Source organism: Arhodomonas sp. AD133, from assembly GCF_051195215.1.
GTDB lineage: Bacteria > Pseudomonadota > Gammaproteobacteria > Nitrococcales > Nitrococcaceae > Arhodomonas.
Genome location: NZ_JBNAZM010000001.1, coordinates 116,569 through 142,833 on the forward strand (window position 1 = coordinate 116,569; position 26,265 = coordinate 142,833).

Annotated in this window: 20 protein-coding genes; 7 read left to right on the forward strand and 13 right to left on the reverse strand. The window is 66.8% G+C overall.

Going from position 1 to position 26,265, the window contains the following annotated elements:
* Nucleotides 1–252: 252 nt before the first annotated feature.
* The 9 genes from ACPEES_RS00455 to ACPEES_RS00495 all read right to left on the reverse strand — a co-directional run bounded on the left by ACPEES_RS00455 (nucleotide 253) and on the right by ACPEES_RS00495 (nucleotide 9,319).
* Nucleotides 253–771: a hypothetical protein gene (locus ACPEES_RS00455; protein ID WP_435099662.1), complete on the reverse strand. Its 519-nt coding sequence runs from the start codon at nucleotides 769–771 to the stop codon at nucleotides 253–255.
* Nucleotides 764–3,712, reverse strand: coding sequence for a 2Fe-2S iron-sulfur cluster-binding protein (locus ACPEES_RS00460; protein ID WP_435099663.1), 2,949 nt, complete (start codon nucleotides 3,710–3,712; stop codon nucleotides 764–766). The genes ACPEES_RS00455 and ACPEES_RS00460 overlap by 8 nt, the downstream gene beginning before the upstream one ends.
* A complete protein-coding gene (locus ACPEES_RS00465; protein WP_435099665.1) occupies nucleotides 3,709–3,987 on the reverse strand; it encodes a sarcosine oxidase subunit delta in 279 nt (92 codons plus the stop codon). Before ACPEES_RS00465 ends, ACPEES_RS00460 begins: the two co-directional genes overlap by 4 nt.
* 180 nt (nucleotides 3,988–4,167) lie before the next feature.
* Nucleotides 4,168–5,424, reverse strand: a complete 1,257-nt coding sequence (locus ACPEES_RS00470; RefSeq protein WP_435099667.1) for a sarcosine oxidase subunit beta family protein — start codon at nucleotides 5,422–5,424, stop codon at nucleotides 4,168–4,170.
* 18 nt (nucleotides 5,425–5,442) lie between these two features.
* The gene (gene ehuA, locus ACPEES_RS00475) at nucleotides 5,443–6,270 is read right to left on the reverse strand and encodes an ectoine/hydroxyectoine ABC transporter ATP-binding protein EhuA (protein ID WP_435099669.1); all 828 of its coding nucleotides are present in this window, start codon (nucleotides 6,268–6,270) and stop codon (nucleotides 5,443–5,445) included.
* 8 nt (nucleotides 6,271–6,278) lie between these two features.
* Nucleotides 6,279–6,944, reverse strand: coding sequence for an ectoine/hydroxyectoine ABC transporter permease subunit EhuD (gene ehuD, locus ACPEES_RS00480; RefSeq protein ID WP_435099672.1), 666 nt, complete (start codon nucleotides 6,942–6,944; stop codon nucleotides 6,279–6,281).
* Nucleotides 6,941–7,600: an ectoine/hydroxyectoine ABC transporter permease subunit EhuC gene (ehuC, locus tag ACPEES_RS00485; RefSeq protein ID WP_435099675.1), complete on the reverse strand. Its 660-nt coding sequence runs from the start codon at nucleotides 7,598–7,600 to the stop codon at nucleotides 6,941–6,943. The genes ehuD and ehuC overlap by 4 nt, the downstream gene beginning before the upstream one ends.
* Nucleotides 7,601–7,662: 62 nt before the next feature.
* Complete coding sequence (gene ehuB / locus ACPEES_RS00490; RefSeq protein WP_435099678.1) at nucleotides 7,663–8,520, reverse strand: ectoine/hydroxyectoine ABC transporter substrate-binding protein EhuB; 858 nt, start codon at nucleotides 8,518–8,520, stop codon at nucleotides 7,663–7,665.
* Nucleotides 8,521–8,617: 97 nt separating this feature from the next.
* Nucleotides 8,618–9,319: a hypothetical protein gene (locus tag ACPEES_RS00495; protein ID WP_435099681.1), complete on the reverse strand. Its 702-nt coding sequence runs from the start codon at nucleotides 9,317–9,319 to the stop codon at nucleotides 8,618–8,620.
* A 406-nt stretch (nucleotides 9,320–9,725) separates the two neighbouring features.
* Between ACPEES_RS00495 and ACPEES_RS00500 the strand changes: the two genes are divergently transcribed.
* Entirely contained in the window at nucleotides 9,726–10,742 is a 1,017-nt protein-coding gene (locus ACPEES_RS00500) for a class I fructose-bisphosphate aldolase (RefSeq protein ID WP_435099684.1), read from the forward strand.
* A gap of 86 nt (nucleotides 10,743–10,828) precedes the next feature.
* Here the strand turns inward: ACPEES_RS00500 and ACPEES_RS00505 are convergent, their stop codons facing one another.
* On the reverse strand, nucleotides 10,829–12,202 hold the full coding sequence (locus ACPEES_RS00505) for a DegQ family serine endoprotease (RefSeq protein ID WP_435099687.1): 1,374 nt from the start codon (nucleotides 12,200–12,202) through the stop codon (nucleotides 10,829–10,831).
* Nucleotides 12,203–12,369: 167 nt separating this feature from the next.
* Here ACPEES_RS00505 and ACPEES_RS00510 point away from each other — a divergent pair, with 167 nt between their 5' ends.
* Complete coding sequence (locus ACPEES_RS00510) at nucleotides 12,370–13,155, forward strand: NAD-dependent protein deacylase (RefSeq protein WP_435099689.1); 786 nt, start codon at nucleotides 12,370–12,372, stop codon at nucleotides 13,153–13,155.
* A gap of 4 nt (nucleotides 13,156–13,159) precedes the next feature.
* Here ACPEES_RS00510 and ACPEES_RS00515 read toward each other — a convergent pair whose 3' ends face one another.
* Entirely contained in the window at nucleotides 13,160–13,633 is a 474-nt protein-coding gene (locus ACPEES_RS00515) for a GNAT family N-acetyltransferase (RefSeq protein ID WP_435099691.1), read from the reverse strand.
* 299 nt (nucleotides 13,634–13,932) lie between these two features.
* Here ACPEES_RS00515 and ACPEES_RS00520 point away from each other — a divergent pair, with 299 nt between their 5' ends.
* The 3 genes from ACPEES_RS00520 (at nucleotide 13,933) to ACPEES_RS00530 (ending at nucleotide 20,737) form a co-directional block, all read left to right on the forward strand.
* Nucleotides 13,933–14,598: an OmpA family protein gene (locus ACPEES_RS00520; protein WP_435100236.1), complete on the forward strand. Its 666-nt coding sequence runs from the start codon at nucleotides 13,933–13,935 to the stop codon at nucleotides 14,596–14,598.
* A 10-nt stretch (nucleotides 14,599–14,608) separates the two neighbouring features.
* Entirely contained in the window at nucleotides 14,609–16,846 is a 2,238-nt protein-coding gene (locus ACPEES_RS00525) for a mechanosensitive ion channel domain-containing protein (RefSeq protein ID WP_435099694.1), read from the forward strand.
* Nucleotides 16,847–16,996: 150 nt separating this feature from the next.
* Nucleotides 16,997–20,737, forward strand: coding sequence for a DUF1631 family protein (locus tag ACPEES_RS00530; protein WP_435099697.1), 3,741 nt, complete (start codon nucleotides 16,997–16,999; stop codon nucleotides 20,735–20,737).
* A gap of 31 nt (nucleotides 20,738–20,768) precedes the next feature.
* Here ACPEES_RS00530 and ACPEES_RS00535 read toward each other — a convergent pair whose 3' ends face one another.
* Nucleotides 20,769–21,716 (reverse strand): DegV family protein, encoded by a 948-nt coding sequence (locus ACPEES_RS00535; RefSeq protein ID WP_435099700.1) that lies wholly within the window; start codon nucleotides 21,714–21,716, stop codon nucleotides 20,769–20,771.
* 190 nt (nucleotides 21,717–21,906) lie between these two features.
* The gene (locus tag ACPEES_RS00540; RefSeq protein ID WP_435099703.1) at nucleotides 21,907–23,292 is read right to left on the reverse strand and encodes an alanine/glycine:cation symporter family protein; all 1,386 of its coding nucleotides are present in this window, start codon (nucleotides 23,290–23,292) and stop codon (nucleotides 21,907–21,909) included.
* A 279-nt stretch (nucleotides 23,293–23,571) separates the two neighbouring features.
* On the opposite strand from ACPEES_RS00540, the gene ACPEES_RS00545 reads away from it, so the two are divergent.
* Both ACPEES_RS00545 and pncA read left to right on the forward strand, forming a co-directional pair.
* Nucleotides 23,572–25,470 carry a propionyl-CoA synthetase gene (locus ACPEES_RS00545; protein ID WP_435099706.1) on the forward strand — a complete coding sequence of 633 codons (1,899 nt, stop codon included), beginning with the start codon at nucleotides 23,572–23,574 and terminating at the stop codon, nucleotides 25,468–25,470.
* 82 nt (nucleotides 25,471–25,552) lie between these two features.
* The gene (gene pncA, locus ACPEES_RS00550; RefSeq protein ID WP_435099709.1) at nucleotides 25,553–26,215 is read left to right on the forward strand and encodes a bifunctional nicotinamidase/pyrazinamidase; all 663 of its coding nucleotides are present in this window, start codon (nucleotides 25,553–25,555) and stop codon (nucleotides 26,213–26,215) included.
* Nucleotides 26,216–26,265 lie beyond the last annotated feature (50 nt).

Here is a 26,265-nt window from a genome sequence, read left to right on the forward strand (position 1 = left end):
ACACCTCCTTTTCCAGGACGCTAGTGTCCGTACCGTGGTACAGAGTCAAGACCCACAGCGATCCGGAGCGGCTGCCAGGCAGTAGGTAGTGGCGACCCGCGCGCCCATAGCCGGTGCCCGCCTACGTAATGGCTGCGCCGGGATACGTATCGCAGCCGCAGACCGGAGAGCCCCGGCCGGTAGCACGCCCGCGCCGCTCACGAACGCGCTGTCATACCGTTCGTGGGTTGCCGTCCAGTTGCCCGAACGGGCTCAGTCACGCTCGAAGCCGTGAACGGTGTCGACGAGCCAGTCCCAGAGACAGCGAGCGTAGCTACGCGGCACGTACACGGCGATGCGATCCGTTGCCTCGACGTGGAGCACGACCGGGATGCCCCGAAACGCCCCCGGCATGCTCGCCGTACCGTTGCGCGACGCGCTCTCCAGGTCGAGCCATGTGCCGCTTTCGAGCACCCCGCTCGCACGGGCGTGAATGACGCGAATACGACACCACCCATGGCTGAGATCGACTGCGTCGGCATCCGGGCAGCCCTCGCGCAATCGCACCAGCAACGCCGGCGCCCTGGTGACCTCCGAGACCACCAGATATCGCAACGGTCCACACGGCACGATTGCGTCGTTGGCTTGCAGCGATGCTCGAACGTGTCCCACATCGGCGCCCTCGATCTGCGCGATGGCGGCTGGTTGCACGGGACTGAGCCCAAGCGCCTCGTCCGAGGCGGCAACCCCCGCCAGCGGTAAGCGGTACTCGTTGACAGTGGTCTCAGTCACGTGCGCGACTCCCGCTCGGATCGTGAAATACCGGTTCGGACACGGTTACCGGTGACTGCTCGCCGGTAACGGGCGATGCAGCGATAAGCTCGTCCCCCACGGCAGCGCCGGCGAGGAGTCCCAGTGCCACCGGGCGATCCAGGGCAACGCTGTACGCCGGCGAGGTGACGCGCCCGAGGCTCGTTTGCATGCGGCCGCCGTGTGGTCGGGCAAGCACCTGAGCACCGGCGGGAATCGGTGAACCATTGGCGCGAGCGACGAACCCCATGAGCCGCGGCCGACCCGGGTCGGCGAATACCGGACACGCCAGGGAGCGAGCGCCGACGAAATCCACGTTAGCGCGCACCATCCGCCCCATACCCAGATCGTAAGGGCTCGTGCGTCCGTCGATCTCAGCGCCCACCACCACGTGCCCCTTCTCCACCCGCATATAATCCATCGCTTCCAGGCCGTAGGGTGCGACCCCGTACTGCCGTCCCTCGGCAAGGAGCGCCTCCCACAAGGCTTCGCCGTAATCGGCGGGCACGGCTACCTCGTATGCCCGCTCCCCCGAGAAGGTCACCCGGGCGATTCGAGCGGGCTCCCCGCGAAACGCGATTTGTTGCACGCCGAGAAATGGCAGTCCCTCGCCGGATAGATTCAGCGCCGGCCAGATTCCATGGAGCAGCTCGCGGCTCAGCGGGCCGGCGATGGCCACCACCGCCCACTGCTCGGTCACGGGAGTCAGGCGAATGCTGAGCTCCGGCCAGATCGCCTGACGATAGAACTCGATGTGGGAGAGCACCGCTTCCGCGTTGATGGTGGTCGTGGTGATCGCGAAACGGTCCGGAGCGAGCCGTATCACGGTGCCGTCATCGAACACGAACCCGTCGTCGCGAAGCATGACCCCGTAACGGGCCCGTCCGACGGCAGTCCGCGCGCAGCCATTCATGTAGATTCTGTTCACGAATGCCGCCGCGTCGTTGCCGTGCACCTCGATCTTGCCGAGGGTGGAGACATCGGCGATGCCCACTGCCTGCCTCACCGTCCGTGCCTCGGCGATGGCTGCAGACTCGGGGTCCCTGCCGTGGCACCGATAGTACCGGGGGCGTAACCACAGCCCCGACGGCATGAACGCCGCGTCCGCGGCGACATGGCAGTCATGCAGCGGTGACCGACGGGTGGGCGCGAGGCGTTCGCCGTGCTCGCGGCCTGCGAGCGCGGCGAGCGAAACCGCGCTGACCGGCGGGCGGGCTGTGGTGATACCAACGGATTCGGGAGGCTGCCCCAGGCGCGCCGCGACCACTTGCATGCCATTGATCTGGCTCGTACGTCCCTGCTCGGTGCCCATGCCGAGCGTGGTGTAACGTTTGACGTGCTCGATATCCTGGTAGCCTTCCCGCAGCGCCTGCGCCAGGTCGGCGGTGGTCACGTCGTTTTGCAGGTCCACGAAGCACTTGCCGCGCCTTTCGCCGCCCCCGACCTCCACGGTACCGGCGCCGCGCCAGCTCGCAAGTGCATGGGGGGCAACCACCGTGGGCTGCTTGTGCGTGATCGCCGTGGCCAGGCCGAGCCGCTCGCACGCGAGAAGCCCTGCACGTTCGCCATCCTGCATGCAGGCCTCGAGGCCATCGCCGCCATTACAGACGCCGGCGGCGTCCACGCCGTTGTCCGTGGCGCCGGCGACGGGACGAAACGCGCCCCAGGTTTCGTCGAAGTGCAACGGAGCGTCGAGGCAGGCGAGGAGATGCACGACCGGTGTCCACCCCCCTGATACGGTCAGCAGGTCGCAAGCGAGGCGGTGCCGTCTGGCACCGCTAGTGAGCGTCATCCCTGTGATGTGACGCCGGCCGCCGATGTGCGAGACCCGCGCCGCGTTCAACAGCGGAACATCCTGCACGTCCGCAGGCAGAGCCGCCCGCTCGCGCACATCGGCCACAGCCACGACCGTGGCGCCAGCCGAGCGCAAGGCACGCACCGTGTCCACGGCGCTGTCGTTGTTCTGGAGCACCACTGCCCGGCGGCCAGGCAGCACCCCGTACGCACGGATGTACCGCCGTGCAGCGCCGGCGAGCATGATGCCCGGACGGTCGTTGTTCGCGAACAGCAGTGGCCGTTCGATGCCGCCACAGGCGAGAATGATTCGAGCGGCACGCACGGTGTAAAGGCGCTGATTGCCGTCGCTGTGCGTCTGGGCGATCACCGCCACTCCCCCACGGTACAGGCCCGAGACTCGTGCGCGCGTGAGCACGGTGAGTTCCGGACATGCCGCGAGATCCGCGGAAAACGCGTGTGCCCAGACTGGCGCCGGCTGGCCGTCTATTCGGACGTCGGTCTCGTGAAGCGCGCCTCCGAGACGGTTACCCGCGTCGGCGAGCACCACCCGAGCGCCGCACGCGGTGGCGGCACGGGCGGCCATCAGCCCGGCGGCACCGCCGCCGACGACAAGGACATCGCACGCGCGGTGGCGTTTATCGCTCCGGCTCGTCTCGGGCGCCAGGGGCGCGCGCCCGAGTCCGGCGGCTCGCCGCAACAGACGCTCGTAGGCTGGCCATGCCTGTGCAGGGGCGATGAAGGTCTTGTAGTAGAAGCCCGCCGACAGCAGTGGCGCGAACATACCGGCCGCGGCACCCGCATGCCAGCGCAACGAGGGCCAGCGGTTCTGGCTATGCACCCGAAGGCCGTCGTGGAGCGAGAGCGTGGTGGCCGGGGTATTCGGCCACTCACCGGTTGGAGTCCGGGCGTGGACCAACGCATTGGGCTCTTCTTCGCCCGCGGCGAATATTCCGCGGGGGCGGTGGTATTTGAGGCTACGACCGAGAAGGTGGACGCCGTTGGCGAGCAAGGCGGAGGCCAGCGTGTCGCCGGCACGACCGCGATAGTGGTGGTCATCGAAGGTGAAATCGATCGGGCGAGCCTCGTCGACAAGGCTGCCAGGCCCATGACGGAACGGCTCGCTCATGGAACCTCCGAGGCGGCTCGGTCGACGTCGCGTACGCTGAAAACCCGCTGGTTCACGGTGTCTCGGCGCACGACGAGCCAGCGGCGACACCCCCGCGTGTGCTCCCAGTACTCGGTGTGTTCGGATCCCGGATTTCGCCGCTGGTATAGATAGGCGGTCCACGCTTCGTCGTCGGCTTTGAGCGCATCGGCTGGTCGCCGTACCGTGGCGTCTCCGCCGTAGGTGAACTCGGTGCAGGGGCGCTCGCCACAGTGGGGGCAGGCTAGGTACAACACGCGACGGCCTCCCTTCAGGGCCTGTTGCTTATCCCCGAAGGCCCGTCGCGACGGGCCTTCGGGGTGGGCCGGGCATCCGCTCGGGCGGCGTTGATCGTCGGTCATTCGCAGCCACCAAATGTCTCTCCTCGTGTCTAGTCTGGCCGGATTGCCGGCCCGGGGAGGCGCGCCCGGGAATAGCTAGTGGTAGCGCCAGGGCCTGGGCCCGTGCCCTTCTTCGGCGACGACGCGCCCGGTATGAAAGCGCTCCAGCGAGAATGGCCCAGCGAGCGCCGGCGTCTCGTCCGCGGCGATCATCCGGGCAAATGTCTCCCCGACCGCCGGCGTGGCTTTGAAACCGCCGTAACACCAACCAGCGTTCACATAGAGCCCATCGAGCCCGGTTCTACTGAGGATCGGGCTACCGTCCATGGACATGTCGACCACCCCGCCCCAGGTGCGCATGAGCCGCAGCTGGCCGAATGCTGGAAAGAGCGAGACACAGCAGCGCGCCATGGCCTCGATAGTGGGCAGGTCACCGCGGCGGGCATAGGTGTTGTACCCGTCAATGTCGCCACCCAGGACCAGTTCGCCTTTGTCGCTCTGGCTAACGTAAAAGTTGAGCGTCCCATGGGTAACCACGGTATTCAGAACGGGTTTAACGGGTTCGGTGACTGCCGCCTGCAAGAGATGATTCTCCAGGGGCAGCCTCAGGGCCACGCTCGCGGCAAGATCCGAGGTACCCCCGCATGTGGCGAGCGCGACCTTGGCCGCACGGATCGATCCACGGGCAGTGTCGACGCCGGTGACGCGACCGCCGTCTCTCAGCACTGTCTGCACCGGGCAATGCTGAATCACGTCCACACCGCGCTCGGCGGCGGCGCGCGCATAGCCCCATGCCAGGGCGTCGTGACGGGCTGTCCCGGCGCGGCGCTGCAGCAGACCGCCCGTCACCGGGAAGCGTGTGACTGTCGTGGTGTCCAACGTGGGAACCAACGTCTGGACGGCTGCAGCATCCAGGAGCTCCGCGTCCACGCCGGCTACCGCCATGGCGTTACCTCGGCGTGCCAGATCGTCCAATTGCGCGGTGCTGTGCGCCAGGTTGAGCACCCCACGCGGGCTGAACATGACGTTGAAGTTGAGCTCGTGGCTGAGCCTGGGCCACAGCGTCAATGCGCGCTCCGTCAGGGCGCGGCGTGCGGGGTGGAAGTAGTTCGAACGTACGATCGTGGTGTTACGCGCCACATTGCCCCCGCCGAGCCAGCCCTTTTCGACGACGGCGATGCGCTGCGGCGCGTAGTCGCGGGCAAGATGGTAGGCAGTCGCGAGTCCATGGCCGCCACCACCGACGATCACCACGTCGTACTCGTGCTTCGGCGCCACGTCCGGCAGCGCCCGGGGCCAGCGGCGATGGCCACGAAACGCGTGATAGAGCAGTGTCAGCGCCGAATACCGCATGTCAGCTTTTGGCCTCTCTCAGCCGAGCACCGCGCGCAGGAATTGCTGCGTGCGGGGATTCTGCGGCGCCGTAAGGATCTCTCTCGCCGCCCCTTCCTCGCGGATCTGACCCTCGTCGAAGAAGCACACCCGGTCGGCGAATTCCTTCGCGAAGCCCATCTCGTGGGTGACGATGAGCATGGTGATCCGATGCTCCTCGCCGATGCGCCGGATCGTGTTGAGGACTTCGCCCACGAGCTCGGGATCGAGCGCGGAGGTCACCTCGTCGAAGAGCATGACGCTCGGCCGCATGGCAAGCGACCGGGCAATGGCGACGCGCTGCTGCTGGCCGCCGGAAAGCTGATTCGGATGCTGATCGCGCTTGTCCGACAGCCCCACCATGGCGAGCAACTCCTCACCGCGCGCGACTGCCTCGCGGCAACTCAATCCCAGAACATGGATCGGCGCCTCGATGACGTTGCCCAGGGCACTCATGTGCGGGAAGAGGTGAAAATGCTGGAAGACCATGCCGATTTTCGCGCGTACCCGGCGAACGTGGGCGCGGTCGGCGGGCACCAGTCTGCCGCGACGCTCCATCCTATTGAGCGGCTCGCCATCCACGTAGATCACCCCTTCTTCGGGAATCTCCAGCGTCATCAGCACACGCAGCAGCGTGGACTTGCCGGATCCGGAAGGCCCGATGATCGCGACGCGCTCGTTGTGGGCAACATCGAGTGTGAGCCGGTCGAGCACGACCAGGTCGCCGAACCGCTTGGTGACCTGGTCGAAGCGTACGATCGGGACATCGGCACCGCTCGGGGCACCGCGGTCGTCGCTGGGGGTTGCCGTCTCGGTCGTGCTTGCCATGGTCTGCTCTACCCTATGATCTTGCGTCGCAGCCAGCTCTCGACACGGCGTATAAGGACCATCGAGACCAGGCTGACGAGCAGGAAGAATGCCCCCACCAGCGTCATCGGCTCGATGTAGCGGAACGTCTCCGACCCGATGATCTTGCCCTCCTGCATGATCTCCACAACGGCGATCGCCGACAGCAGTGGCGTCTCCTTGATCATGCCGATGAGATAGTTGCCGAGCGCCGGCACCACCGGCGGGATGGCCTGGGGAATGATGATGTCCCGGTAGGTCCGGTAAGTACTGAGGTTTAGCGACTGCGCGGCCTCCCACTGCCCCCGTGGCACGCCGTCGATGCCGGCGCGGTAGACCTCGGAACAGTACGTGGAGAAATGCAGCCCGAGGGCGAGCACCCCGGCGATCATCGCCGGCAGGACGACGCCGAACTCGGGGAAGACGAAGAACACGAAGTAGATCTGCACCAGTAGCGGAGTACTGCGAATGCCCTCCACCACCGCTGTTGCCGGCCATGACAGCCAGCGGGCATGGCTGCGACGCATCAGCGCCAGCAGCAACCCCACGACCAGGGCGAACAGATAGCCGATCACCGTCGCCTCCACCGTGATGACCGCCGCCTCCAGCAGCCGCGGAATAATGGCGAAAGCGAATTCCCAGTCCCATATGGTCATCGCACGCCTCCTCGCGCGAGTCCGCGGCCAGCGCGCCGCTCCAGCAAACGCATCACGGCCGTGATTACCAGAGCGATGAGCAGGTAAATGGCGAGCACGAGGGTGAATATCTCGATGGTTTGAAAGGTTCGGTCATTGAGCTGTTTGGCCTGGAACGTCAGGTCCGAGATCGTGATCAGCGACACCAGCGAGGTCGCCTTGAGCAGCTCGATGAAGAGATTCCCCCAAGGCGGAATCATATTGACGAGCGCCTGGGGCACGATGACCCGGCGCATGGCGAGCCATTTCGGCATGTTGAGCGAGGTGGCGGCCTCGTACTGCCCCTTGGGCACGGCGAGAATGGCGCCGCGGACGACCTCGCCACCGTAGGACCCGATGTTCAGGCCGAGCGCGAGCCACCCCACGGTGAATGGATCCAGGTGGATGCCGAAATGGGGAAGCACGAAGAACATCCAAAAGAGCTGGACCAGCGCGGAAGTCCCCCGGAACACTTCCACGTACACCGCAGCGATCGCGCGCGCGGGCCAGGATTCCGAGACCCGCATCAGCCCCGCCGCGAAGCCCATGAACAGGCCGAGCACAATGGCCAGCGCGGTGAGCTGAACCGTCACCCATGCGCCCGCGAGCAGCGGTGGCAGGAAGCGCAGGATCTCCATGGCAGCCGATCACGCCGGTAACGCGTCCCCGCGGCAATCGCGACCGCGGGGACGATCGACGCTCAGCCCTCGCCCTTGCAGAGCGTCTCGGCGGTCGTGTCTCCCGGCAGGTTCGCCTCCGTGAAGCCGAAGGGTTTGACCAGCTCCAGATGCTCTTCGCTGCCGATGAACTCACCCAGGTGTTCGTTGAACGCGGCTAGCAGTTCGTCATCCGCCTGGCGGAACGCAAAGCCCCCGTAGCCGACGGCTTCCGGCGGGGTCTCGAATGGCTCGGCGCGCTCGACGCGCTCGCCGCCCCTCTGAGCCATGCGCTCGATGGAGACCGACGTCAGCGCGGCCGCATCGACCCGACCGGTACGCACTGCCGCAAGCATGCTGGACTGGTCCGGCAGCTCGCGGATCTGGTCGTCCGGAATGCCGGCGTCCCGGGCATACCCACGCTCCACCGCACCGGCCATTACGCCGAGGGTCACGTCCGGGTTGTCCGCAACGTCGGCGTAGCTATGCAGATCATGGGGGTTGCCCTGCTGCACCAGAAAAGACTGCCCGATCTTGTAGCTCGGGTTGGAGAATGCCGCTTCCTTGCAACGTGCAGGGGTGATGAACATGCCGGCGGCCACCAGATCCCATCGCTGGGCGTTGAGCCCCGGCAGCAGGGAGGCCCACTCGGTGAGCACCCCGTCGATGTTCTCGACGCCCATACGCTTGAAGACTTCGCGCGCGACTTCCGGTGATTCGCCCGTGAGCCGGCCCTCGTCATTCACGTAGCCATAGGGGACCTCGTTGGCGAACGCCGCGCGCACGAAGCCCTGGTCGCGAAGCGCTTTCGGCGTCACCGCCTGCGCCGACATCATTCCGGCGGCGAGAACCGCGGCCGCGATCAGCGCACACACCAAATACCGGTGAATGGAACCATGCATGACTGCCTCCCCGCTCAACGCGTCTCTGCCACACCGTCCCGACGGCGCTCAGGCCCGACGCGGCGCCTTGCTGTCGATCCGTGCCGTGCGCTCGCCGTCACCGATAGAGATCACGGTAGGCCCCGGCGATCATGACGCTGCCGATGGCCGTCGCCGCCCCCGCCATGGCGGCCGCTTCGCCACCTTTCTCGCCAAGCAACCGGTCGCCGGCGGCGATCAACGTCAGTCCGACCAGACCGTCCAGCGCGGCGGCAACCACCCTACGGTCCTTGCCTTCGTCGGGCTTGCCCTGGTCGTGGCGCCAGCGGTAGACCTCGCACGCGCGTTTCGCGAGCTCGTCCACGTGCAGCGGAACGCTGTAGGACACGGTCACTTCCGGGTGGTTGCCCGTGCGTACCGCCTGCAACCGCGCAACCAGTGTCTCGACGTGGCCGGCGGTGGCGTTGCCGGCGCGCAAGGCGTCGCGAAGCGCGTCCGCGAACCCCGAGCCCTCGCCCGCCGATCGTTGCAGCAGGCGCTTTGCGTCGTCGTATTGGGCATGGAGATTGTCGTAGGCACGCTCGAGCATCGTGTTCAGGCGCTCGCCGGCCATGTCGTTGAGGATTCGGCAGGCGACTCGGGCCGCGCTCGTGAGTTCGTCGCCAGAAAGCGACTGGGTCTCACGCTCGAGTGCCTGGGTCCGGTTCAGGGCGTCCACGAGATCGGCGAGCGGCCGAGGTTGCGCGCTCGCGGTGGCGAGCAGGAAAGCGCCCAGGGCGACGACGATTAGCGTACGTGAGAACCCTGAAGCCATAGGCATTGGCGCTCCACGCCCGGGCCGCGGCGATGGGGGCAGGCGGCAGCGCGCGTCAGCGACGGCGCTGGTGCCGCCTTTGGGTTAATAAGTATGGCAGCGGGCGGGAGGGCGTCAAATTCGCTGTGCGCGGGTTCGCAAACCACCCGTCGAGCGTGGCACAGGCAGTGCGCAGAAGCGCCATACTGGTCCAGTAGGCGCCGGGCCATTAGGATATACGGCGCCCGCGGCGGGGTGCGGTACCTGCCGTGAGGGACTGGCCCGTCGGGGCCCGGGCTGCACTTCTGCCCGACCCCGCCAGGTGGCCAGGTGGCGACGGAGACTCCCGAATAACCATGACAGCAGGTCGCCACGAGGGAGCGCATGCACCAATTGGGACGACGAGCGTAAAGCCCCGGAGGTTTAAGTTTCCATGACCGATTACAGTCAACTCGAGTACACCATCGAGCAGATGGCAGCGCCCGGCAAGGGCATTCTGGCGGCCGACGAAAGCTTCGGGACGATCGCCAAGCGTTTCCAGGCGATCGACGTGGAATCCACGGAAGAGAACCGCCGCGCCTACCGCTCCCTGCTGGTGACGACTCCGGGTGTGGCGGAGTTCATCAGCGGCGTGATTTTCTTCGAGGAAACGCTCGGCCAGAAAGCGGACGACGGCCGCACATTGCCCGAAGTCTGCGAGGCCGAGGGTATCGTGCCGGGAATCAAGGTGGACAAGGGCACTATCGACCTCGTCAATGCCCCGGGCGACAAGGTCACCCAGGGGCTCGACGGCTTGCCGGACCGCCTTGCCACCTACCGCGAGCAGGGCGCGCGCTTCACGAAGTGGCGTAACGTCTATGCCATCGGTAACGGCAATCCGTCGCCGCTGGCGGTCGAGGCGAACGCCGAGGTGATCGCGCGCTATGCGGCGCTGGTTCAGGAAGCCGGCATGGTGCCCATCGTCGAGCCGGAGGTGCTCATGGACGGAGACCATGGTGTCGAGCGTTGTGCCGAAGTCACCGAGGCCGTGCAGCGGGCGGTTTTCAACGCACTCTACCGCTATGGCGTAAGCCTCGAGCACATGGTGCTCAAGCCGAACATGATCGTCCCCGGCAAGGAGCAGCCCAAGCTCGAGCCCGAGACCGTCGCCGAGCACACCCTGCGGGTGCTCAGGCGTACCGTCCCCGCGGCGGTACCCGCCATCGCGTTCCTCTCCGGCGGCCAGACCCCCGCCGAGGCGACCGCCAACCTCAGCGCCATGAACGCCCGTGGACCGGCGCCCTGGGCGCTGACGTTCTCCTATGGCCGCGCGCTGCAGGAGCCGGCGCAGAAAGCGTGGCGTGGTGACGCCGCCAACGTCGACGCCGCGCAGAAAGCCTTCTACCAGCGTGCCCGGCTCAACGGCGCGGCACGGCGCGGCGACTACAGCAGTGGTATGGAAGCGGCCTGAACAGGGCGCCTTCAAGAAAAACCCTGCACCGCGTGGCGGTGCAGGGTTCCCCGTCACGGGAAAACGGTCGCAACTGGCCGTTGCGTCTATTGGACCAGTACGAACATCGCACCGTTCCCGCGGCGGATGTTGAGCAACAGCTTGTCTTCGCCCTTCACGGCCTCGCGGAAGGCCTGGAGCGTCCGCACGGGTTTGCGGTTGACGGACGTGATCACGTCCCCCTCCTGAAGGTACCGTGATGCACGGGTGCCCCGTTCCACCTTGGTGACGAGCACTCCCTCGACCTCGCCGAACAGCGGCGAACGCTCATCCAGATTGGAGAACTTGGCGCCGGCAAGCGCGTCATGCATCCCGGTGGCGTCCGCCTGGTAGCTCTCCGGGTCGCCGACGCTGGCGTTGATAGTCATCTTCTCACCGTCCCGCATCACGGTGAGCTTCACCGAATCCCCGATCTGCATGAGGCCGATGGCGTTTGCCAGGTCGTTGGCGCTACTGATCGGATCGCCGTTGACGGCGGTGACGACATCGCCCTGCTGAAGCCCCGCCTTCTCGGCGGCCGACCCCGGAGCCACGTGGGCGATGAGCGCACCGTCGCGCGTTTCGAGCTCGAAGGCTTCCGCCATCTCGGGGGTGAGGTCCTGAACCCGCACACCGAGTACACCGCGACGCACCTCGCCATGCTCGACGATCTGGCGCTGGATCTCGTCGGCCATGTTGATGGGAATGGCGAAGCCAATGCCGATGTTGCCGCCGCTGCGCGAGAGAATGGCGGTGTTGATGCCCACCAACTCGCCCTTGAGATTCACCAGCGCGCCGCCGGAGTTGCCGGGATTGATGGAGGCATCGGTCTGAATGAAGTTCTGCAGGCGGGTATTGCCTGCACCGCCGCGCAGCGTCCTGCCCAGTCCGCTGACGACACCGGTGGTGACCGTATGGTCTAGCCCGAACGGGTTGCCGATGGCGACGACAAAATCGCCGACACGCAGCGTGCTCGAATCCGCCCGGGGAACGCTGTTGAGATCGTTCGCGTCGATGCGGATCACCGCCACGTCGGTTTCCGGATCCGAGCCGATCACGTCAGCCTGGAACTGGCGATCGTCCTGTAGCTTCACAGTGATTTCGTCGGCGTCGGCGATCACGTGGTGATTGGTGAGGATGTAGCCCTTGTCCGCATCGACGATGACCCCGGAACCGAGCGACTGCACCTCGCGCTCACGCCGCTGGCGCGGCAGGTCGAAGAAGCGCCGGAAAAACGGATCCTGCATGAGCGGGTTGGACTCAACCTCCACGGAACTACGGGTGGCGATGTTCACCACGGCGGGCGAGACACGCTCGACCATCGGGGCCAGCGTCGGCATCTCGCTGTCGCCCACTGCGGCGGGCAAACTGGCAGCGGACGCCTGTCCCGCCGTGAGCGCCACGGTCAGCAGCATCGTGAGAAGACTGCCCAAACGTTGCATCGATTTATCTCCCGACTTCTGATGACGTTCTCCCCGGACAATGGGGACGGCCAGCGTACTGGCAACCGTCTGTAACGACCGCGGGCGCCGCGGGGAGTTCCGCGCTTCAGGGAAGCGCCGGCAGCATGGCACACTCCTGCACAAGCGCCAGGCGAGGACTTCCAGAGATGACGCACGAACGCGTATGGGACGCGGACGACCGGCAACGGCTGACCATGGTGGCGGAGCAGCTCACTGCGGCCTCGCGCGTGTTGGCGATTACCGGCGCCGGCCTGTCCGCCGATTCCGGGCTTCCTACCTACCGGGGCATCGGCGGGCTTTACGAACAGCGGTCGACCGACCACGGCATGCCCATCGAGGCGGCCCTTTCCGGGGAGGTCTTCGTGCGCCAGCCCGAGACCACCTGGCAGTACCTGCGAGAGCTGGGCGCCGCCGCTCGCGGGGCACGGCCCAATGCGGGGCATTACGCGCTGAGCGCCTTCGAGACCGGCGGCCGGGAGGTATGCGTTCTCACCCAGAACGTGGACGGCCTGCACCGTGCCGCTGGCAGCCGGAAGGTGGTGGAGATCCACGGCAACATGCAAAGCCTGGTGTGCACCCAGTGCCGTTATCGCCGCTCCCCGGTGGACTATGCCGAGCTGCCACCGCTTCCGAGCTGCCCGGAATGTTTCGCACCGCTGCGCCCGCCGGTGGTGCTGTTCGGCGAGATGCTGCCGGACGACGCGCTCCGGGAGCTCAGGCGCGAGCTGACGCGGGGATTCGATCTCGTACTCTGCATCGGTACCAGCGGCCTGTTTCCCTACATTACCGAACCGGTCCATGTGGCCGGCGGTCAGGGCATTCCCGTCGTGGAGATCAATCCCGGCGTTTCCGCTGTTTCGGATGCCGTTGACATCCGCCTCGCACGGCCCGCCGCCGAGACGCTGGCCGCCCTGCAGGCCCGTCTTCCGTAGGCCGTCAGGCGGCCTCGCGCCCATCCGCAAGGAGACTGTGCCAGGCGCTCGCGAGCCAGCCGTGGCTTTCCTGCCAGGCTTCTTCCCAGAGGGAAACGTAATCCGGCCCCAGAAGCTCGAGTCGGCCCTCGAGGTCGCCATCGCATACGCTCAGGCGCATTCCGAACTTTCCGGCAATGTGGCGCATGCGGCGGTTGTGGGCGAGCGTGGTCAGGTACACTCGCTGCAGCGCCCGGTTGCGGGCGAATGTGAGCATCCGGGCAAACAGCGCGCTGCCGATGCCGCGGCCCTGCAAGCTCTGCTCGACGCTGAATGCCAGCTCCGCCTCCTGCGGCCAGTTACCGGGAAGCAGGCGACACTCCGCCGCCCCCCGGAGCTCGCCGTCGGCGAAGGCGCCGAGCACGGTGCGCTGCAGCCAGTCGTCGCGACCGGTGTAGCTGCCGATGAAACGGTCGCTGACATGCCCGGCGAACCGCATGTAGCGGTCCTCCGGCGTCAACCGCAGGAGATGGGCAGTCAGGGCACGGCGTTCGTGCCACAGGAGTCGCCGAATGACGACGGGCCGGTTTTTAGCGATAGGTGAGTCATATGTCATGTTGCACACGCGCTCAGTTGTCGCGGACCATTCGCCGTGCCGGCACTCACGCTTGTGGCGTCGAGCGCCCGGCAACCTCAACATGGATGCTGCATTGCAGCATACCAGGTTTCGCTCTTCCCCGCACGGGGCCCAGGACATTGGACGTGATTACTGGAGGACTACGCGTGAGATACCAACGCCTGCTCGCCGCATCGGCTGCCGCCGCCCTTGGCCTGGGAGCGCTCACCGGCTGCCAGACGACGGACCCTTACACCGGCGAGCAACGCACCAGCAAGGCCACCACGGGGGCGGCGATCGGTGCCGTGGCCGGCGCAGTCGTCGGCCTCGCCAGCGGCGATGACGCCACCGAGCGCCGGCAGCGTGCCCTCGTCGGCGCGGGTATCGGCGGCCTTTCCGGCGCGGCCATCGGCAACTACATGGACCGTCAGGAAGCCGAGCTGCGCCGCAAGCTCCGTGGTTCCGGGGTGAGCGTCACGCGCAGCGGCAATGACATCATTCTCAACATGCCGGGCAACATCACGTTCGCCACGGACAGCGCCGACCTGCGGCCACAGTTCTTCGACGTGCTCGATTCGGTCACGTTAGTGCTCGATGAGTACGGCAAGACCGTGATCAACGTAATGGGGCATACCGACAGTACCGGTGCAGCGGACTACAACCAGAGGCTCTCCGAACGCCGGGCGGAGACCGTGGCGCGATACCTGAGCGGTCGCGGCATCGATTCTCGACGCATCATCGCCCGCGGTTTCGGCGAAACCCGCCCTGTGGCAGGCAACGAGACCTCCACAGGGCGGCAGCGCAACCGTCGCGTCGAGCTGACGTTGTCACCGATCACCGCGGAGTAGCTGACGGGCGATGCCCAGCCCCATGCGTCTGCTCATCGCCGCGGTGCTCGTCGCTGTCGCATTCGTCTCACTGGCGTCGACCGCGCCGCGAGCGATAGCGCAGACGCAGCCGCTGGCGGATAACGCTGCCGAAACGGCTGAGGACGAGTCCCGCGGCGAAGCACTGCAGCGGCTCAGGCAGCGTATAGCGGATCCCGAGGAACGTGAGCAGCTGCTACGCCAGATCGATGCGTTGATCGCCCTGCGGTCGGAGACGGCGAACGGCGAACCGGTGGAACCCGAGGGGATGCTGGAACGCGCGATGGCGGGCGTGGACGACCTTGCCGCCCGCTTGAGCCGTTTTCTGGTCCTCATCGAAGCGGTCCCCGAGCTTCCGGGGTGGCTCGCTGGTGTCCTCACCGAGGCCGATGCACGCACGCGCTGGCTCGACCGAGCCGTATCGCTGCTGACGAGCCTCGCGGTGGGGCTGGGTCTGTTCGTCGCGGTACTGCTTGGCGTGCGCGGTTCGATCCGGACCGCGCACTCGCGCGCCCGCGCGGACTGGCCCCAGGCTGCCCCCCTGGCGCGGGCTCTGGTAATGCTTCTGCCCGCTGCCGTGGCGTTCGCCGGCGTGCTGGTGTTCACGCGCGCGTTCCTGGGGCCCGGACCGGTGTCGGTGCTGGCCGTGGCGCTGGCCGGTGCTTTCGCCCTGTCACAGGCATTGCTGGGTGCCGCCGGTGAGTGTCTGGCGCCGCGGGTCGGGCGACCGCTACCAAGTGTGGACGACCCGGTTGGCGCGAACACCCTGCGCTGGCTGCGTATCGTTGGTGTATTCACGATTTGCGGTTTGGTGGCCACCGCCGCTGCCGATGAGCTCGGCGTTGCGCCTGACACCGTCGACGCTCTTCAGCAGTTGGTCGCACTGATCGTCGTGCTCGCACTCGCTGCCGCGATTCTGCGCTTCCGCAGCCCCGTTGCCGCGTTCGTGCGCCGGGATGCGCCCGCCGGTGGCGTACGCGAGCGTCTGTCACGCCTCTGGCATGTCATAGTGCTCGTCCTGCTGGCGGGCTTGTACATCGCAAACTTCGTCGGCGGTGCCAACGGCGCCACCGGCATGCTCGCGAGTCTTGCGACGACGCTCGTCGTTCTGGTCGTAACCCTGCTGCTGGATTCACGCCTCAAGCGCGGCATCGACCGCTTCGTCGACGGTGGCATCACCCGCATGCAGCATTATCGCAGCGCGCTCAAGCACTCGGTGAGCGCGTTGGTGTATGTGCTGGGCCTGCTCGCCCTGCTGCAAACGTGGGGAGTACCGCTCGTCCACTGGTTGCGCACGCCCGGCGGCCGCAGTGCTTCGGTGGGGGTTCTTTCGGTCATCCTGATTCTCGTGCTCGCAGTGCTGGCGCTGGAGCTGGCAACGGCGATCACCGAGCGGGCGCTGCAGCGCCAGCAGGGCGTGGGCCCTTACGGGGCGGGCAACGCGCGTCGGCAAACGCTTCTGCCCCTGGTGCGAAACATCATCCGTATCACCGTGATCACAGTGGCGGGTCTGATGATCCTCGCCCAGCTGGGCGTCAACATCGCCCCCTTGCTCGCCGGCGCGGGCGTGATCGGGCTGGCTGTGGGTTTCGGCGCGCAAACGCTGGTCAAGGACGTCATTACCGGGTTCTTCATGCTGGTGGAAGACACCGTCTCCGCAGGGGACTGGGTCGACCTGGGCAGCGGTCACAGCGGCGAGGTGGAGTCGCTGTCGATCCGCTCAGTGCGTTTGCGCGACCTGGAGGGCAACGTACATACGGTGCCCTTCGGCGATGTGGGCACGGTCGTCAACATGACGCGGCTGTACAGCTACGCGCTGATCGACGTGCGCGTTGGATATCGCGAGGACGTCGATCGGGTCATCGAGCTCCTCGGCGAGACCGCCCGGATCATGCGCGACGACGACAGGTGGGGCGCGAAGCTGATTTCCGATATCGAGATTTTCGGATTGCAGGAGCTCAACGAATCATGGGTGGGCGTACGAGTGCGGCTCAAGACGCGCCCGGGGGACCAGTGGCAGGTCCGCCGGGAGTTCTTCCGGCGAACGAAGCTCGCCTTCGAGCAGGCAGGCATCGATATGCCGTACCCACAGCGCACGCTGCACTTCGCCGGCCCCCAAGACGAGCCACCACCGCCCACTTCCGAATCCGGAGGCGGAGCAGCCGGCGAGCCGCCGCCAAGATCGACGGCCCCGAACGGGGCGGGTGGCGAAAGTCTCGACGGCGAGTGACCGACCGCACAGCGACCGCGCGCGGCGCTTTGCGGCGTTTGCGGAAATCAACTACCGTGAACGCGTTTGCATGGGGCCGCCCGCGGCGTGTGGCGCAGCGAGTACGCACGCGGCGGGCTCTCGCAGCTGTCAAAGGAACATCGCCTGCCCATGAGCCGTGAACGCCGCGCCTACGAGCGCCACCCCGTTCGCTGGGATGCACGCCTGCTGATCGACGGGGCCCCCGAAGAGCCGGCAGTCATCGAGGACGTCTGTGCCGGTGGCTTCTATCTCGCGCTGCGCGCACCGGACCAGGCGCCGGCGCTGACCGAGCGCACCAACGTTCGCGTTCGCTTCCGCGATCCACTGACGGCGAGCATCCGGACTCTGGCCGCCACCGTTGCCCGTCGGGCCGACGATGGCGTAGGCGTCGCATTCAGCGACGGCCCTCACCCCGACGTCGTCACCCTGCTCAGCACGGTCGGAGGCATACGCGAGAACGGACGGGGAGCGACCACCGTCGCCACGCCGGTGCCGGTCAGCGGTGGCGGATGGTTGCGCGAGCTCTGTCATGAGCATGTGCAGCGCTTCGCCGCAGAGGTGGCGGCCACGTTCACCGCCGACCTCACCGACCAGTTGTTCGATCGCTCGCGGGCGGCCGCCAACGTCTCCGAGCAGTCGGCACTGTTCCGCGCCTACCGAACACTGCGCGACGAAAGTGACGACTTGCCGCAAGCCATCGTCGAGCATCTGTGCGCCCGTATCGATCGCCTCGGCCGGGAAGGTGACGGCGGGGGCTCCCGGGCCCCTTCCGCGACCGCGACTTCGCCGGACGAGCTGGAACTGGTGGACGAGCGCGAGTTCGACGACTGGCTGTTGCGCTCGGAGACCATCGGCCGAGCCGAAAGCCGTTACTCTCAGGCGCTGGATGCGCTCAACCGGCGCTTCAACGCCCTGCTGGACGCCAGCGTGGATGAGCGCAGCAACCCGCTGGCGCCGGACGGGGTCGCGAAGACTTTCGCCGATCGGGCACGGATCGAGCGGTTCCCGGGCCCGGTGTGCCGTGAATTCTACCGCGTGCTCGATCGCGTCGTACTCGCGCGACTCGGGCAACTGTACGACGCACTCAACGAGGCCCTTCGCAGAGCCGGCGTCATCCCCGACGCAGAGGACGTCCGTCCGGAGATCCGCATGCTGGGCGGCAACGCCTCGCGCGGTAAGCAGACACCCTCCCGGGCCGTGAGCAGACAGGCCCGGGCCGGCGGCGCGGCGGCCGCCTCCGTCGATGCGGGCGGTCCGCATCCGCCTCGAAGCGCGCCGGAAGCCGAACGAATTGCGGCAATGGCGAACCGTCTGCAAGCAGCGCCGGTGACAGAGACGTCCACGGCGGCGACCGGCGGCGGCGCTGGCGCGGAGCTCGTGTCGACACTGTCCGCCGGTTCATCCACCGGTTCAATTGCCACCGGCGATGACGCGGCCCGGGATGCCCCGGGCGACGGCGACGACCGCGTTCGCCGATGGTTCGCCCAGTCCGCGGAAGACGCCAGTGTGTCGCCGTTTCTGCGCGAGCAAATGGCCGATCTGGCCACGCTCGCCGAACGCGAGCAGAGCCGCGACGGTCGCTTCCTCACCGGCACGGCTACCGCGCTGAACGCGCTCCTCGATCAGGTGGATCGCGCGGGCGTCGCCATGATGCTGCTGGAACCGGCACAGCAGGCCGAGCTCCGCGAGTCCCTCGAGGCCGAGCTCGCCGGCGCCCGCGACCAGGCTACGCCCGCCGCCATGCAGGCGGCCGCCGAGGCGATTGCGGAGCGCGTCGCGGCCCCGCTGCGCACGCGAGCGAGCAACATGGCGCGTGTTTCGCAACAGTGCGAAGGCGAGGAACGCCTGGAACGCGCACGCCGAACGGTGGACGAGGCACTGGCGCCGCGTGTCGACGGCCGCGAGATCCCGCAACCGGTCGCCGAGTTCCTGGATAGCGGCTGGAAGGACCTGATGACCCTGGTCTTCCTCCGCCACGGCACCGACAGCGATACGTGGCGGCGCTGCCTCGCCGTGGTGGACCGACTGCTCACCGCGCTCGGTCGCGACGATTCGCCACCGCGGGCGATCCGGGATCCGGAGCGCGTCATCGCCTATGCGCAGCATCAGCTCAAGCGTCTCGGGCGCCTCTCCCCTCACCTTGCCGATTTGTTGCATACGCTCCGGACCGCCGTGGTCGAAGTTTGCCGTACAGGCACCACCCATGTACCGCTTCCTCGGGTCACCGTGCCCGGTCATGCGACGGAGGCGAACGATGACAGCGGTCCGGAGGTCTCCCGTCACTGGATGGAGCGTGCGCGCCTGCTGCAGCCGGGCGACTGGGTGCTCTTCGATCCGGCCCGGGAGGATGCCGCACCGCTGAGGCTGCAGTGGGTGGCCGAGGACAATGGCCGCCTGGTGTTCGTCGACCGCGCCGGCCATCGTGCCGATACACTCGCCCTCACCGAGATGGCTGAACGCCTCAGCACCGGCGCCCGGGTGGTCGACGATCTCGACGCCCCGTTCACACAACGGCAATGGCGCCAGGCGCTGGTGAACGCGCACGATGCGCTGGTCCGGCAGGCCACTCATGATCCGCTGACGGGGCTGCTGAACCGCAAGGCGTTCACCCGCGCCCTGGAGCGTCTGCCACACGCTGGCCCGGAAGACTGCTACACCGCCGTGCAACTGTCATTGGACGGATTTCGCGGGGTCAATGCCGAGCTCGGGCACGACGCCGGTGATCGCCTGCTGCGCCGGGTTTCCCGGCTGGTGGCCCGCTCCGCCGATCGTCACGGTATCGCCGCGCGCACCGGCGGCGACGAGTTCACGGTGGTATTCCAAGACAGCGATCCGGCCTCCTCGCAGCTGCTTGCCGAGCGCCTTCGACGCAGCATCACCCGGTTACCCGCGACCGGCGACGACGGGCATCGTCTCACCGTGCGGGCAACGGCCGCCGCAGTGACGTTCACCCCCGACACCCTGTCCGCGGCGGCACTGCTCGGGCGTCTCGACGAGCTGCACCAGGCGGCCCGTGAAGACGGCGGCAATCGGCTGTCGAGTGCGGTGGCACGCCCCGAGACCACGGATCCGCAGGAAAGGAATGCGTGGCTCGAGCAGGCCCTGACTCCAGGTGCTCTGCGCTACCGCGTCCAGCGCATTCAGCCGCTGGGCGGCGGTTCCGACGACGAGCAACGCTGGCAGCTCCTGCCCGTCGTTAATGACCGCGGCGGTTACGAGCGGCCGGCGGTTCCCGACTGGTTGCCGGCGAATACCCGGCAGGGCGAGCTCATGTCGCACCTGGACCGGTCAGTGATCGAACGGGCGATCGCCCTGCATCCGCAGCTCGGCAATGGCCGCGCCCAGACAACCGTCGTGCATGTCCAGCTGTCGCCGAACAGCCTTTTCGACCCATTGGTCTGGCAGGCGATCGAACAGGCCCACGCGGGCATGGCGGGCGGGCGGGTCCGACTCTGCCTGGAGCTCACCGAGTCCATGGCTTCCCAGAACCTGATCGCAACCGCCCGTTTTGCCGAACGCGCGCGCGACCTCGGCGCCGACGTCGGATTCGTGCGTTTCGGCACGGCGCTGGCGACCTTCGACTTGCTCAAGCGTTTGCCCGTGAACGTGCTCAAGCTCGATGAACTGTTCGTCAGCGAGCTGGACGCGGACGACAACGATCAGGCGATGGTACGGACCATCACCGAGCTCGTGCACCTGCTCGAGCGACAAACCATCGCGACGGGCGTGGAACGCAGCGAGCTGTTCGCGCCGTTGCGCCGTTGTGGTGTGGATTACGTCCAGGGCCATGCCGTTGAGCGGCCACAGCTCATCGGTGGTGAAGAACCACGCGATGCGACGCTGGAGTCGGCGCCGGACGACCTCCCCTGAGCGCTTCCGCGCGGCCGCTCGTGGCCTCGTCTCAGACGAATTCGTGGGGCGGTGCTGCGAGCGCCAGGCTCAGCGTGCCCGGACCCAGGTTCACACCGCCGGTCAGGCACATGATCGCGGTCAGGATCTGAACCTGGTGTGCCTCGGCGGTCTCCTGCAGCGCCCGGTAGTGGGGCAGACGCTCCAGCGCCGCGGGGTCGCCCGCGTAGGATACGCAGACGTAAGGCACGCTCAGGCCACGCTCGATACGTCGGCAGGCATACTCGAACAGCTGTGCCATCCCGGCCTCGTGGCCGCGCACCCTGGCAACCGGGTAGGTATCCTCCTCACGGGCGCAAAGGATCGGCTTGACGTCGAACGCCCGAGCCACCGTGGCCCCCATCCAGGAAACACTGTCATCGCCCTTGCGACGTGCGCGCTCGCGTAGATAGAAGACATCCGGAGGCACAGCGTAGGCATACACGCGCCCGGCGAGCGCCTCCACGGACTGCCGTATAGCGGGCAGGCGAGCGCCTTCCCGTATGCAATCCATGGTATGGGCGGCAATGACGGCCTGCCCCGTGAACAGCGTGCGAGTGTTGATCACCCGCAGGGAGAAGCTCTCGTCGAGGCCGGCGTGTCGCCGGATGGGCCGGTATGCGGCGAGAATGCCGTGGGCGGCGTGCTGGGCATTCTCGTAGACGGGACTGCGGCTGCGCGTGACGGTTTCGATGACGGCGGCGTCGTATTCGGTTACCACCCGGTCGAGAAACAGGGTTTCGATCTCTTGCGCGGAGAACGGAACCGACTCTGCATCGTGGCTGCGAGCGACCTGCTCGCCTTCGTAGAACTCGAGCGTGCGGGCCGGTTCTCGTGCGTCCACCCACAGCTCGTCATCGACCCGTATCGAAATCGGCAGAACGGCGATGTCGTTCTGTTCGATGAACCAGTGAGGCAAATCACAGGCGGAATCCACCACCAAACCGGTGCGTGCGGCCATACTCTCCCCCTTGAGTGGTTGTCGTTCTGGAACATACGCCTGCGTATGGACGATCGTCCCAGAGTGTAGCCAAGGCTGAGGAAAGCGCCAACGCCTCGGGTGGACGTGCCGGGAGGCGGCGGGATACTCGCTAGCGGGCGGCATGCCCGGACCGGACGCGATATCCGGCCCGGGCTGCGGGGATAAGCTGTCAGGCGGCGGGTGAACGTTCGCCGGCGCCTTCCGGCTCGTCACTCGTGCCGCTGAAGAACTCACGGGTCAAACGCGCGATCACCGGACTCAACAGCAGCAGCGCCACGAGGTTCGGCACCGCCATGAGCGCGTTGAGCGTGTCGGCGACCTTCCAGACGAACCCGAGGTACTCCTGCAGCGCGGCACCCACCGGAATCGCCAGGATGAACAGCAGGCGATAGAACGCGATGCCCTTCACGCCGAAGAGGTATTCGAAGCACTTCTCGCCGTAGAAACTCCAGGACAGCAGCGTGGTGAAGGCGAACACCGCAAGCCCGAGGGTCACCACGTAGTTACCGAAGCCCGGCAGGGCGCTGCCGAATGCCGCCGCGGACAGCGAGGCGCCGGTCTCGCCGCTGCTCCACTCGCCCGAGATGATGATCACCAGGCCCGTGATAGTGCACACCACGATGGTGTCCAGGAACGTGCCGAGCATGCCGATCACGCCCTGGCGCACCGGGCTGTTGGTCTTCGCAGCGGCGTGAGCGATGGGCGCGCTGCCCAGGCCCGCCTCGTTGGAGAACACGCCGCGGGCGACGCCGAACCGCATCGCCAGCCAGATACTCGCCCCGGCGAAGCCGCCGGTGGCCGAGATGGGGGTGAACGCATGCTGGAAGACCAGCGCGAACGCACCGCCGATGGCAGAGACGTTGGCGGCGAGGATGACCAGCCCCGAGCTCAGGTAAGCGATCGCCATGACCGGCACGAGCATGCCTGCCACCGTCCCAATGCGCTTGATGCCGCCGATCAGCACCAGGGCGACCAGCACCGCCAGGACCAGCCCGGAGATCCACGGCGCGACATCGAAGTTGGACTGGAAGACGTCGGCGACGGAGTTGGCCTGGACCGTGTTACCGATGCCGAAGGCTGCCACCGCGCCGAAGATCGCGAACAACGTACCGAGCCAGTGCCACTTTGAGCTCAGACCGTTCTTGATGTAATACATGGGGCCGCCGACGTAGTGGCCGTTCTCGTCGACTTCCCGGTACTTCACGGCACACACCGCCTCGGCGTACTTGGTCGCCATGCCGACGAGCGCGGTGATCCACATCCAGAACAGCGCCCCCGGGCCCCCGAGGAAGACGGCGGTGGCCACGCCGGCGATGTTACCGGTGCCGATGGTTGCCGACATCGCCGTCATCAGCGCCTGGAAGGGCGAGATGTCACCCTTCTCCCGGCTGAGTCGGCCGGCCCACATCATGCGGAAGCCATACCCGATCTTCCGGATGGGCATGATCTTCAGGCGCAACTGCAGATACAGACCGGTGCCGAGAATGAGAACGAGCATCAACGGCCCCCAGACGACACCGTTGATCCACTCGATGGCGGAAGTAATAAACTCCACGTCCTTCTCCCTCAAAGATCATTGTAGATTTCTGTCCGTTGCAACGGCGATTCGTGGCGTGCCGTTGCCGCCCGCCGTGGGGCGCACTAGTTGTATCGTCCCAGCCCCTGGGCAGCAACCATCGTTGGCCGGTGGCGCCAATCCAGTCACTTGCACTGAATTGACTTATTCAATCCTTTCGATGACTAGTATGTGTTCCAATGTGGAAAACAAGATCGGCAATAGCCGGCCGTAGACGCAAATACTGCATTGGACCAACCGGCGAGGGAGGAGAGATCCATGAGCCGCTACGACCCCGTCTACCGCCGTTCTGTCAACGACCCGGAAGGATTCTGGCGAGAACAGGCCCGCGAGCTCGATTGGTACACCTTTCCGGAGCACATCCTCTCCCGCGACGACCATGGCCACTATCGGTGGTTCGAGGGGGGGCGACTCAATACCTGCTATCTGGCGGTTGACCGGCACGTCGAACGCGGTTGTGGCGAACAGCCGGCGATCATCTACGATTCCCCGGTCACGGATACCCAGACGTACATCACGTTTCGCGAGCTGCGCGAGCGCGTTGCGCGTTGCGCCGGTGCGCTGCGGAAGCTGGGTGTCGGCCATGGGGACCGGGTCGTCATTTACATGCCGATGATCCCGGAGACACTGGTCGCCATGCTCGCCTGCGCACGCCTCGGCGCCGTGCACTCGGTCGTCTTCGGCGGATTCTCGCCGCGGGAGCTCGCCGTTCGCATCGACGACGCTCGCCCCGAGGTTCTCGTCTCCGCCTCCTGCGGCATCGAGTTCGACCGTGTCATTTCCTACAAGCCGCTGGTGGACCGGGCACTCGAGATGGCCGACCACCCGCCGCGTCACACGCTGATCGTCGCCCGTGACCAGGCCGAAGCCGAGCTCCAACCCGGGCGCGATCACGACTGGGAGACGCTGGTATCGACCGCCACACCGGCAGAGGCGGTGCCCGTCGCCGCCACCGACCCCCTCTACATTCTGTATACCTCCGGCACCACCGGCAAACCCAAGGGCGTGGTCCGTGATAACGGCGGCCATGCCGTGGCGATGAATTTCAGCATGGAAGCCATCTACGCCACTGAACCGGGGGACGTGTACTGGGCCGCCTCGGACGTCGGTTGGGTCGTGGGGCACTCGTATATCGTCTACGGCCCACTGATTCGTGGCTGCACCACCGTCGTGTACGAGGGCAAGCCCGTGCGTACCCCCGACGCCGGCGCCTTCTGGCGGGTCATCGCCGAGCATGGTGTGAAGACGTTTTTCACGGCGCCGACAGCGTTCCGTGCCATCAAGAAGGAGGACCCGGACGCGGAGTACCTGCGCCGTTACGACATCAGCTCGCTGCGTGCGCTGTTCGTCGCCGGCGAGCGGCTGGATCCGCCGACTTACGACTGGCTCCACACCCACCTCCCCTGCCCCGTCATCGATCACTGGTGGCAAACGGAGACGGGCTGGCCCATCGTCGCCAACCCGTTCGGCATCGAGCCCCATCCGGTCAAACCCGGATCCGCCACGCTGCCGGTTCCCGGCTACCGCGTGGCGGTAGTGGACGACGACGGTCACGACGTCGCGCCGGGCGAGATCGGCAACATCGTCATCCGCCAGCCCTTGCCGCCGGGAACGCTGCCAACGCTGTGGAACGACGACGAGCGCTTCCACCGCAGCTACCTGGCCACGTTCGAGGACTGCTACCTAAGCGGTGACGGTGGCTACGTGGACGAGGACGGCTACGTATTCGTCATGGGCCGCACCGACGATGTCATCAACGTCTCCGGCCATCGTCTGTCCACCGGCGCCATGGAAGAAGTCATCGGTGGCCATCCGGCAGTGGCGGAGTGCGCCGTGGTCGGCTTCAACGACGAGCTCAAGGGCCAGGTTCCGGTGGCGTTCGTGGTACTCAAGGACGGCGCTGACATCCGCGCGGAGCGCGTCGAAGAGGCGATCGTGGCGCGGGTTCGCGAGGAGATCGGCGCGGTGGCGGCGTTACGACGCGTGCTCGTGGTCGACCGGCTGCCGAAGACCCGCTCCGGCAAGATCCTGCGCAAAACCATCCGCAACCTCTCGGAGAGCGACGACGTGGCCGTGCCATCCACCATTGATGACCCGGCGATCATGGACGAAATCCGCGAGGCGATGACCCGCGCCGGCGTCGGGCGTTTCGCCTGACCCGACGCAGTGCCGGGGGGTTGTGGTGCTGTCGGATCGGCACCACGATATTGGTGAGCACGCACCGATCAGGAGGTGTGAAATGGCAGCGCAGCAGCCCGTTCGCGTGGATCGAGAGCGCGCCGCCCTGATCGTGGTGGACATGCAGCCGGATTTCATGGAAGGCGGGGCGCTCGCCACCGTTGGCGGCTCGGAAGTTGTCGAGCCCATTGGACGACTGATGGCCGCCGGACGGTTCCAGCATATCGCCGCCACCCAGGACTGGCATCCCGCCGGCCATATTTCATTCGCGAGCTCCCACGAGGGTCGCGAGCCATTCGAGGTTATCGAGCTCTACGGGCACGACCAGGTGCTCTGGCCCGATCACTGTGTGCAGGGCTCAACCGGCGCCGCTCTGCACGAGCGCCTGCCCTGGGACAGGGCCGCGGTTATCGTGCGCAAGGGCGAGGACCCGGCGGTGGACAGCTACAGCGGGTTCCGCAACAACTGGAACGCCGATGGTGAGCGCCCCGCGACGGGGCTCGCCGGCTACCTGCGCGATCGAGGGGTGCATGACGTCTTCCTCTGTGGTCTCGCGCGGGACTTCTGCGTGAAGTGGAGCGCCGAGGATGCCGCCGAGGCCGGGTTCAATACCTACGTGCTATGGGACCTCACTCGCCCGGTGGACACGTCGAACGATGACGGCGTGCGTTCGGATCTGACCGACGCCGGGGTGCATGTGACCGACAGTGTGGCGCTGGCGTAGAACGCCGCGGTTGCCCATGCGCTCCCGCGCGTATCCGGCCCCCTCTGCCG

Excerpts from the sequence above, each read along its gene's own strand:
- ACPEES_RS00460 (WP_435099663.1), bottom strand. The coding sequence starts at position 3,712 with ATGAGCGAGCCGTTCCGTCATGGGCCTGGCAGCCTTGTCGACGAGGCT.
- ACPEES_RS00470 (WP_435099667.1), bottom strand. The coding sequence starts at position 5,424 with ATGCGGTATTCGGCGCTGACACTGCTCTATCACGCGTTTCGTGGCCAT.
- ehuA (WP_435099669.1), bottom strand. The coding sequence starts at position 6,270 with ATGGCAAGCACGACCGAGACGGCAACCCCCAGCGACGACCGCGGTGCC.
- ehuD (WP_435099672.1), bottom strand. The coding sequence starts at position 6,944 with ATGACCATATGGGACTGGGAATTCGCTTTCGCCATTATTCCGCGGCTG.
- ehuC (WP_435099675.1), bottom strand. The coding sequence starts at position 7,600 with ATGGAGATCCTGCGCTTCCTGCCACCGCTGCTCGCGGGCGCATGGGTG.
- ehuB (WP_435099678.1), bottom strand. The coding sequence starts at position 8,520 with ATGCATGGTTCCATTCACCGGTATTTGGTGTGTGCGCTGATCGCGGCC.
- ACPEES_RS00495 (WP_435099681.1), bottom strand. The coding sequence starts at position 9,319 with ATGCCTATGGCTTCAGGGTTCTCACGTACGCTAATCGTCGTCGCCCTG.
- ACPEES_RS00500 (WP_435099684.1), top strand. The coding sequence starts at position 9,726 with ATGACCGATTACAGTCAACTCGAGTACACCATCGAGCAGATGGCAGCG.
- ACPEES_RS00505 (WP_435099687.1), bottom strand. The coding sequence starts at position 12,202 with ATGCAACGTTTGGGCAGTCTTCTCACGATGCTGCTGACCGTGGCGCTC.
- ACPEES_RS00510 (WP_435099689.1), top strand. The coding sequence starts at position 12,370 with ATGACGCACGAACGCGTATGGGACGCGGACGACCGGCAACGGCTGACC.
- ACPEES_RS00515 (WP_435099691.1), bottom strand. The coding sequence starts at position 13,633 with ATGCGGTTCGCCGGGCATGTCAGCGACCGTTTCATCGGCAGCTACACC.
- ACPEES_RS00525 (WP_435099694.1), top strand. The coding sequence starts at position 14,609 with ATGCCCAGCCCCATGCGTCTGCTCATCGCCGCGGTGCTCGTCGCTGTC.
- ACPEES_RS00530 (WP_435099697.1), top strand. The coding sequence starts at position 16,997 with ATGAGCCGTGAACGCCGCGCCTACGAGCGCCACCCCGTTCGCTGGGAT.
- ACPEES_RS00535 (WP_435099700.1), bottom strand. The coding sequence starts at position 21,716 with ATGGCCGCACGCACCGGTTTGGTGGTGGATTCCGCCTGTGATTTGCCT.
- ACPEES_RS00545 (WP_435099706.1), top strand. The coding sequence starts at position 23,572 with ATGAGCCGCTACGACCCCGTCTACCGCCGTTCTGTCAACGACCCGGAA.
- pncA (WP_435099709.1), top strand. The coding sequence starts at position 25,553 with ATGGCAGCGCAGCAGCCCGTTCGCGTGGATCGAGAGCGCGCCGCCCTG.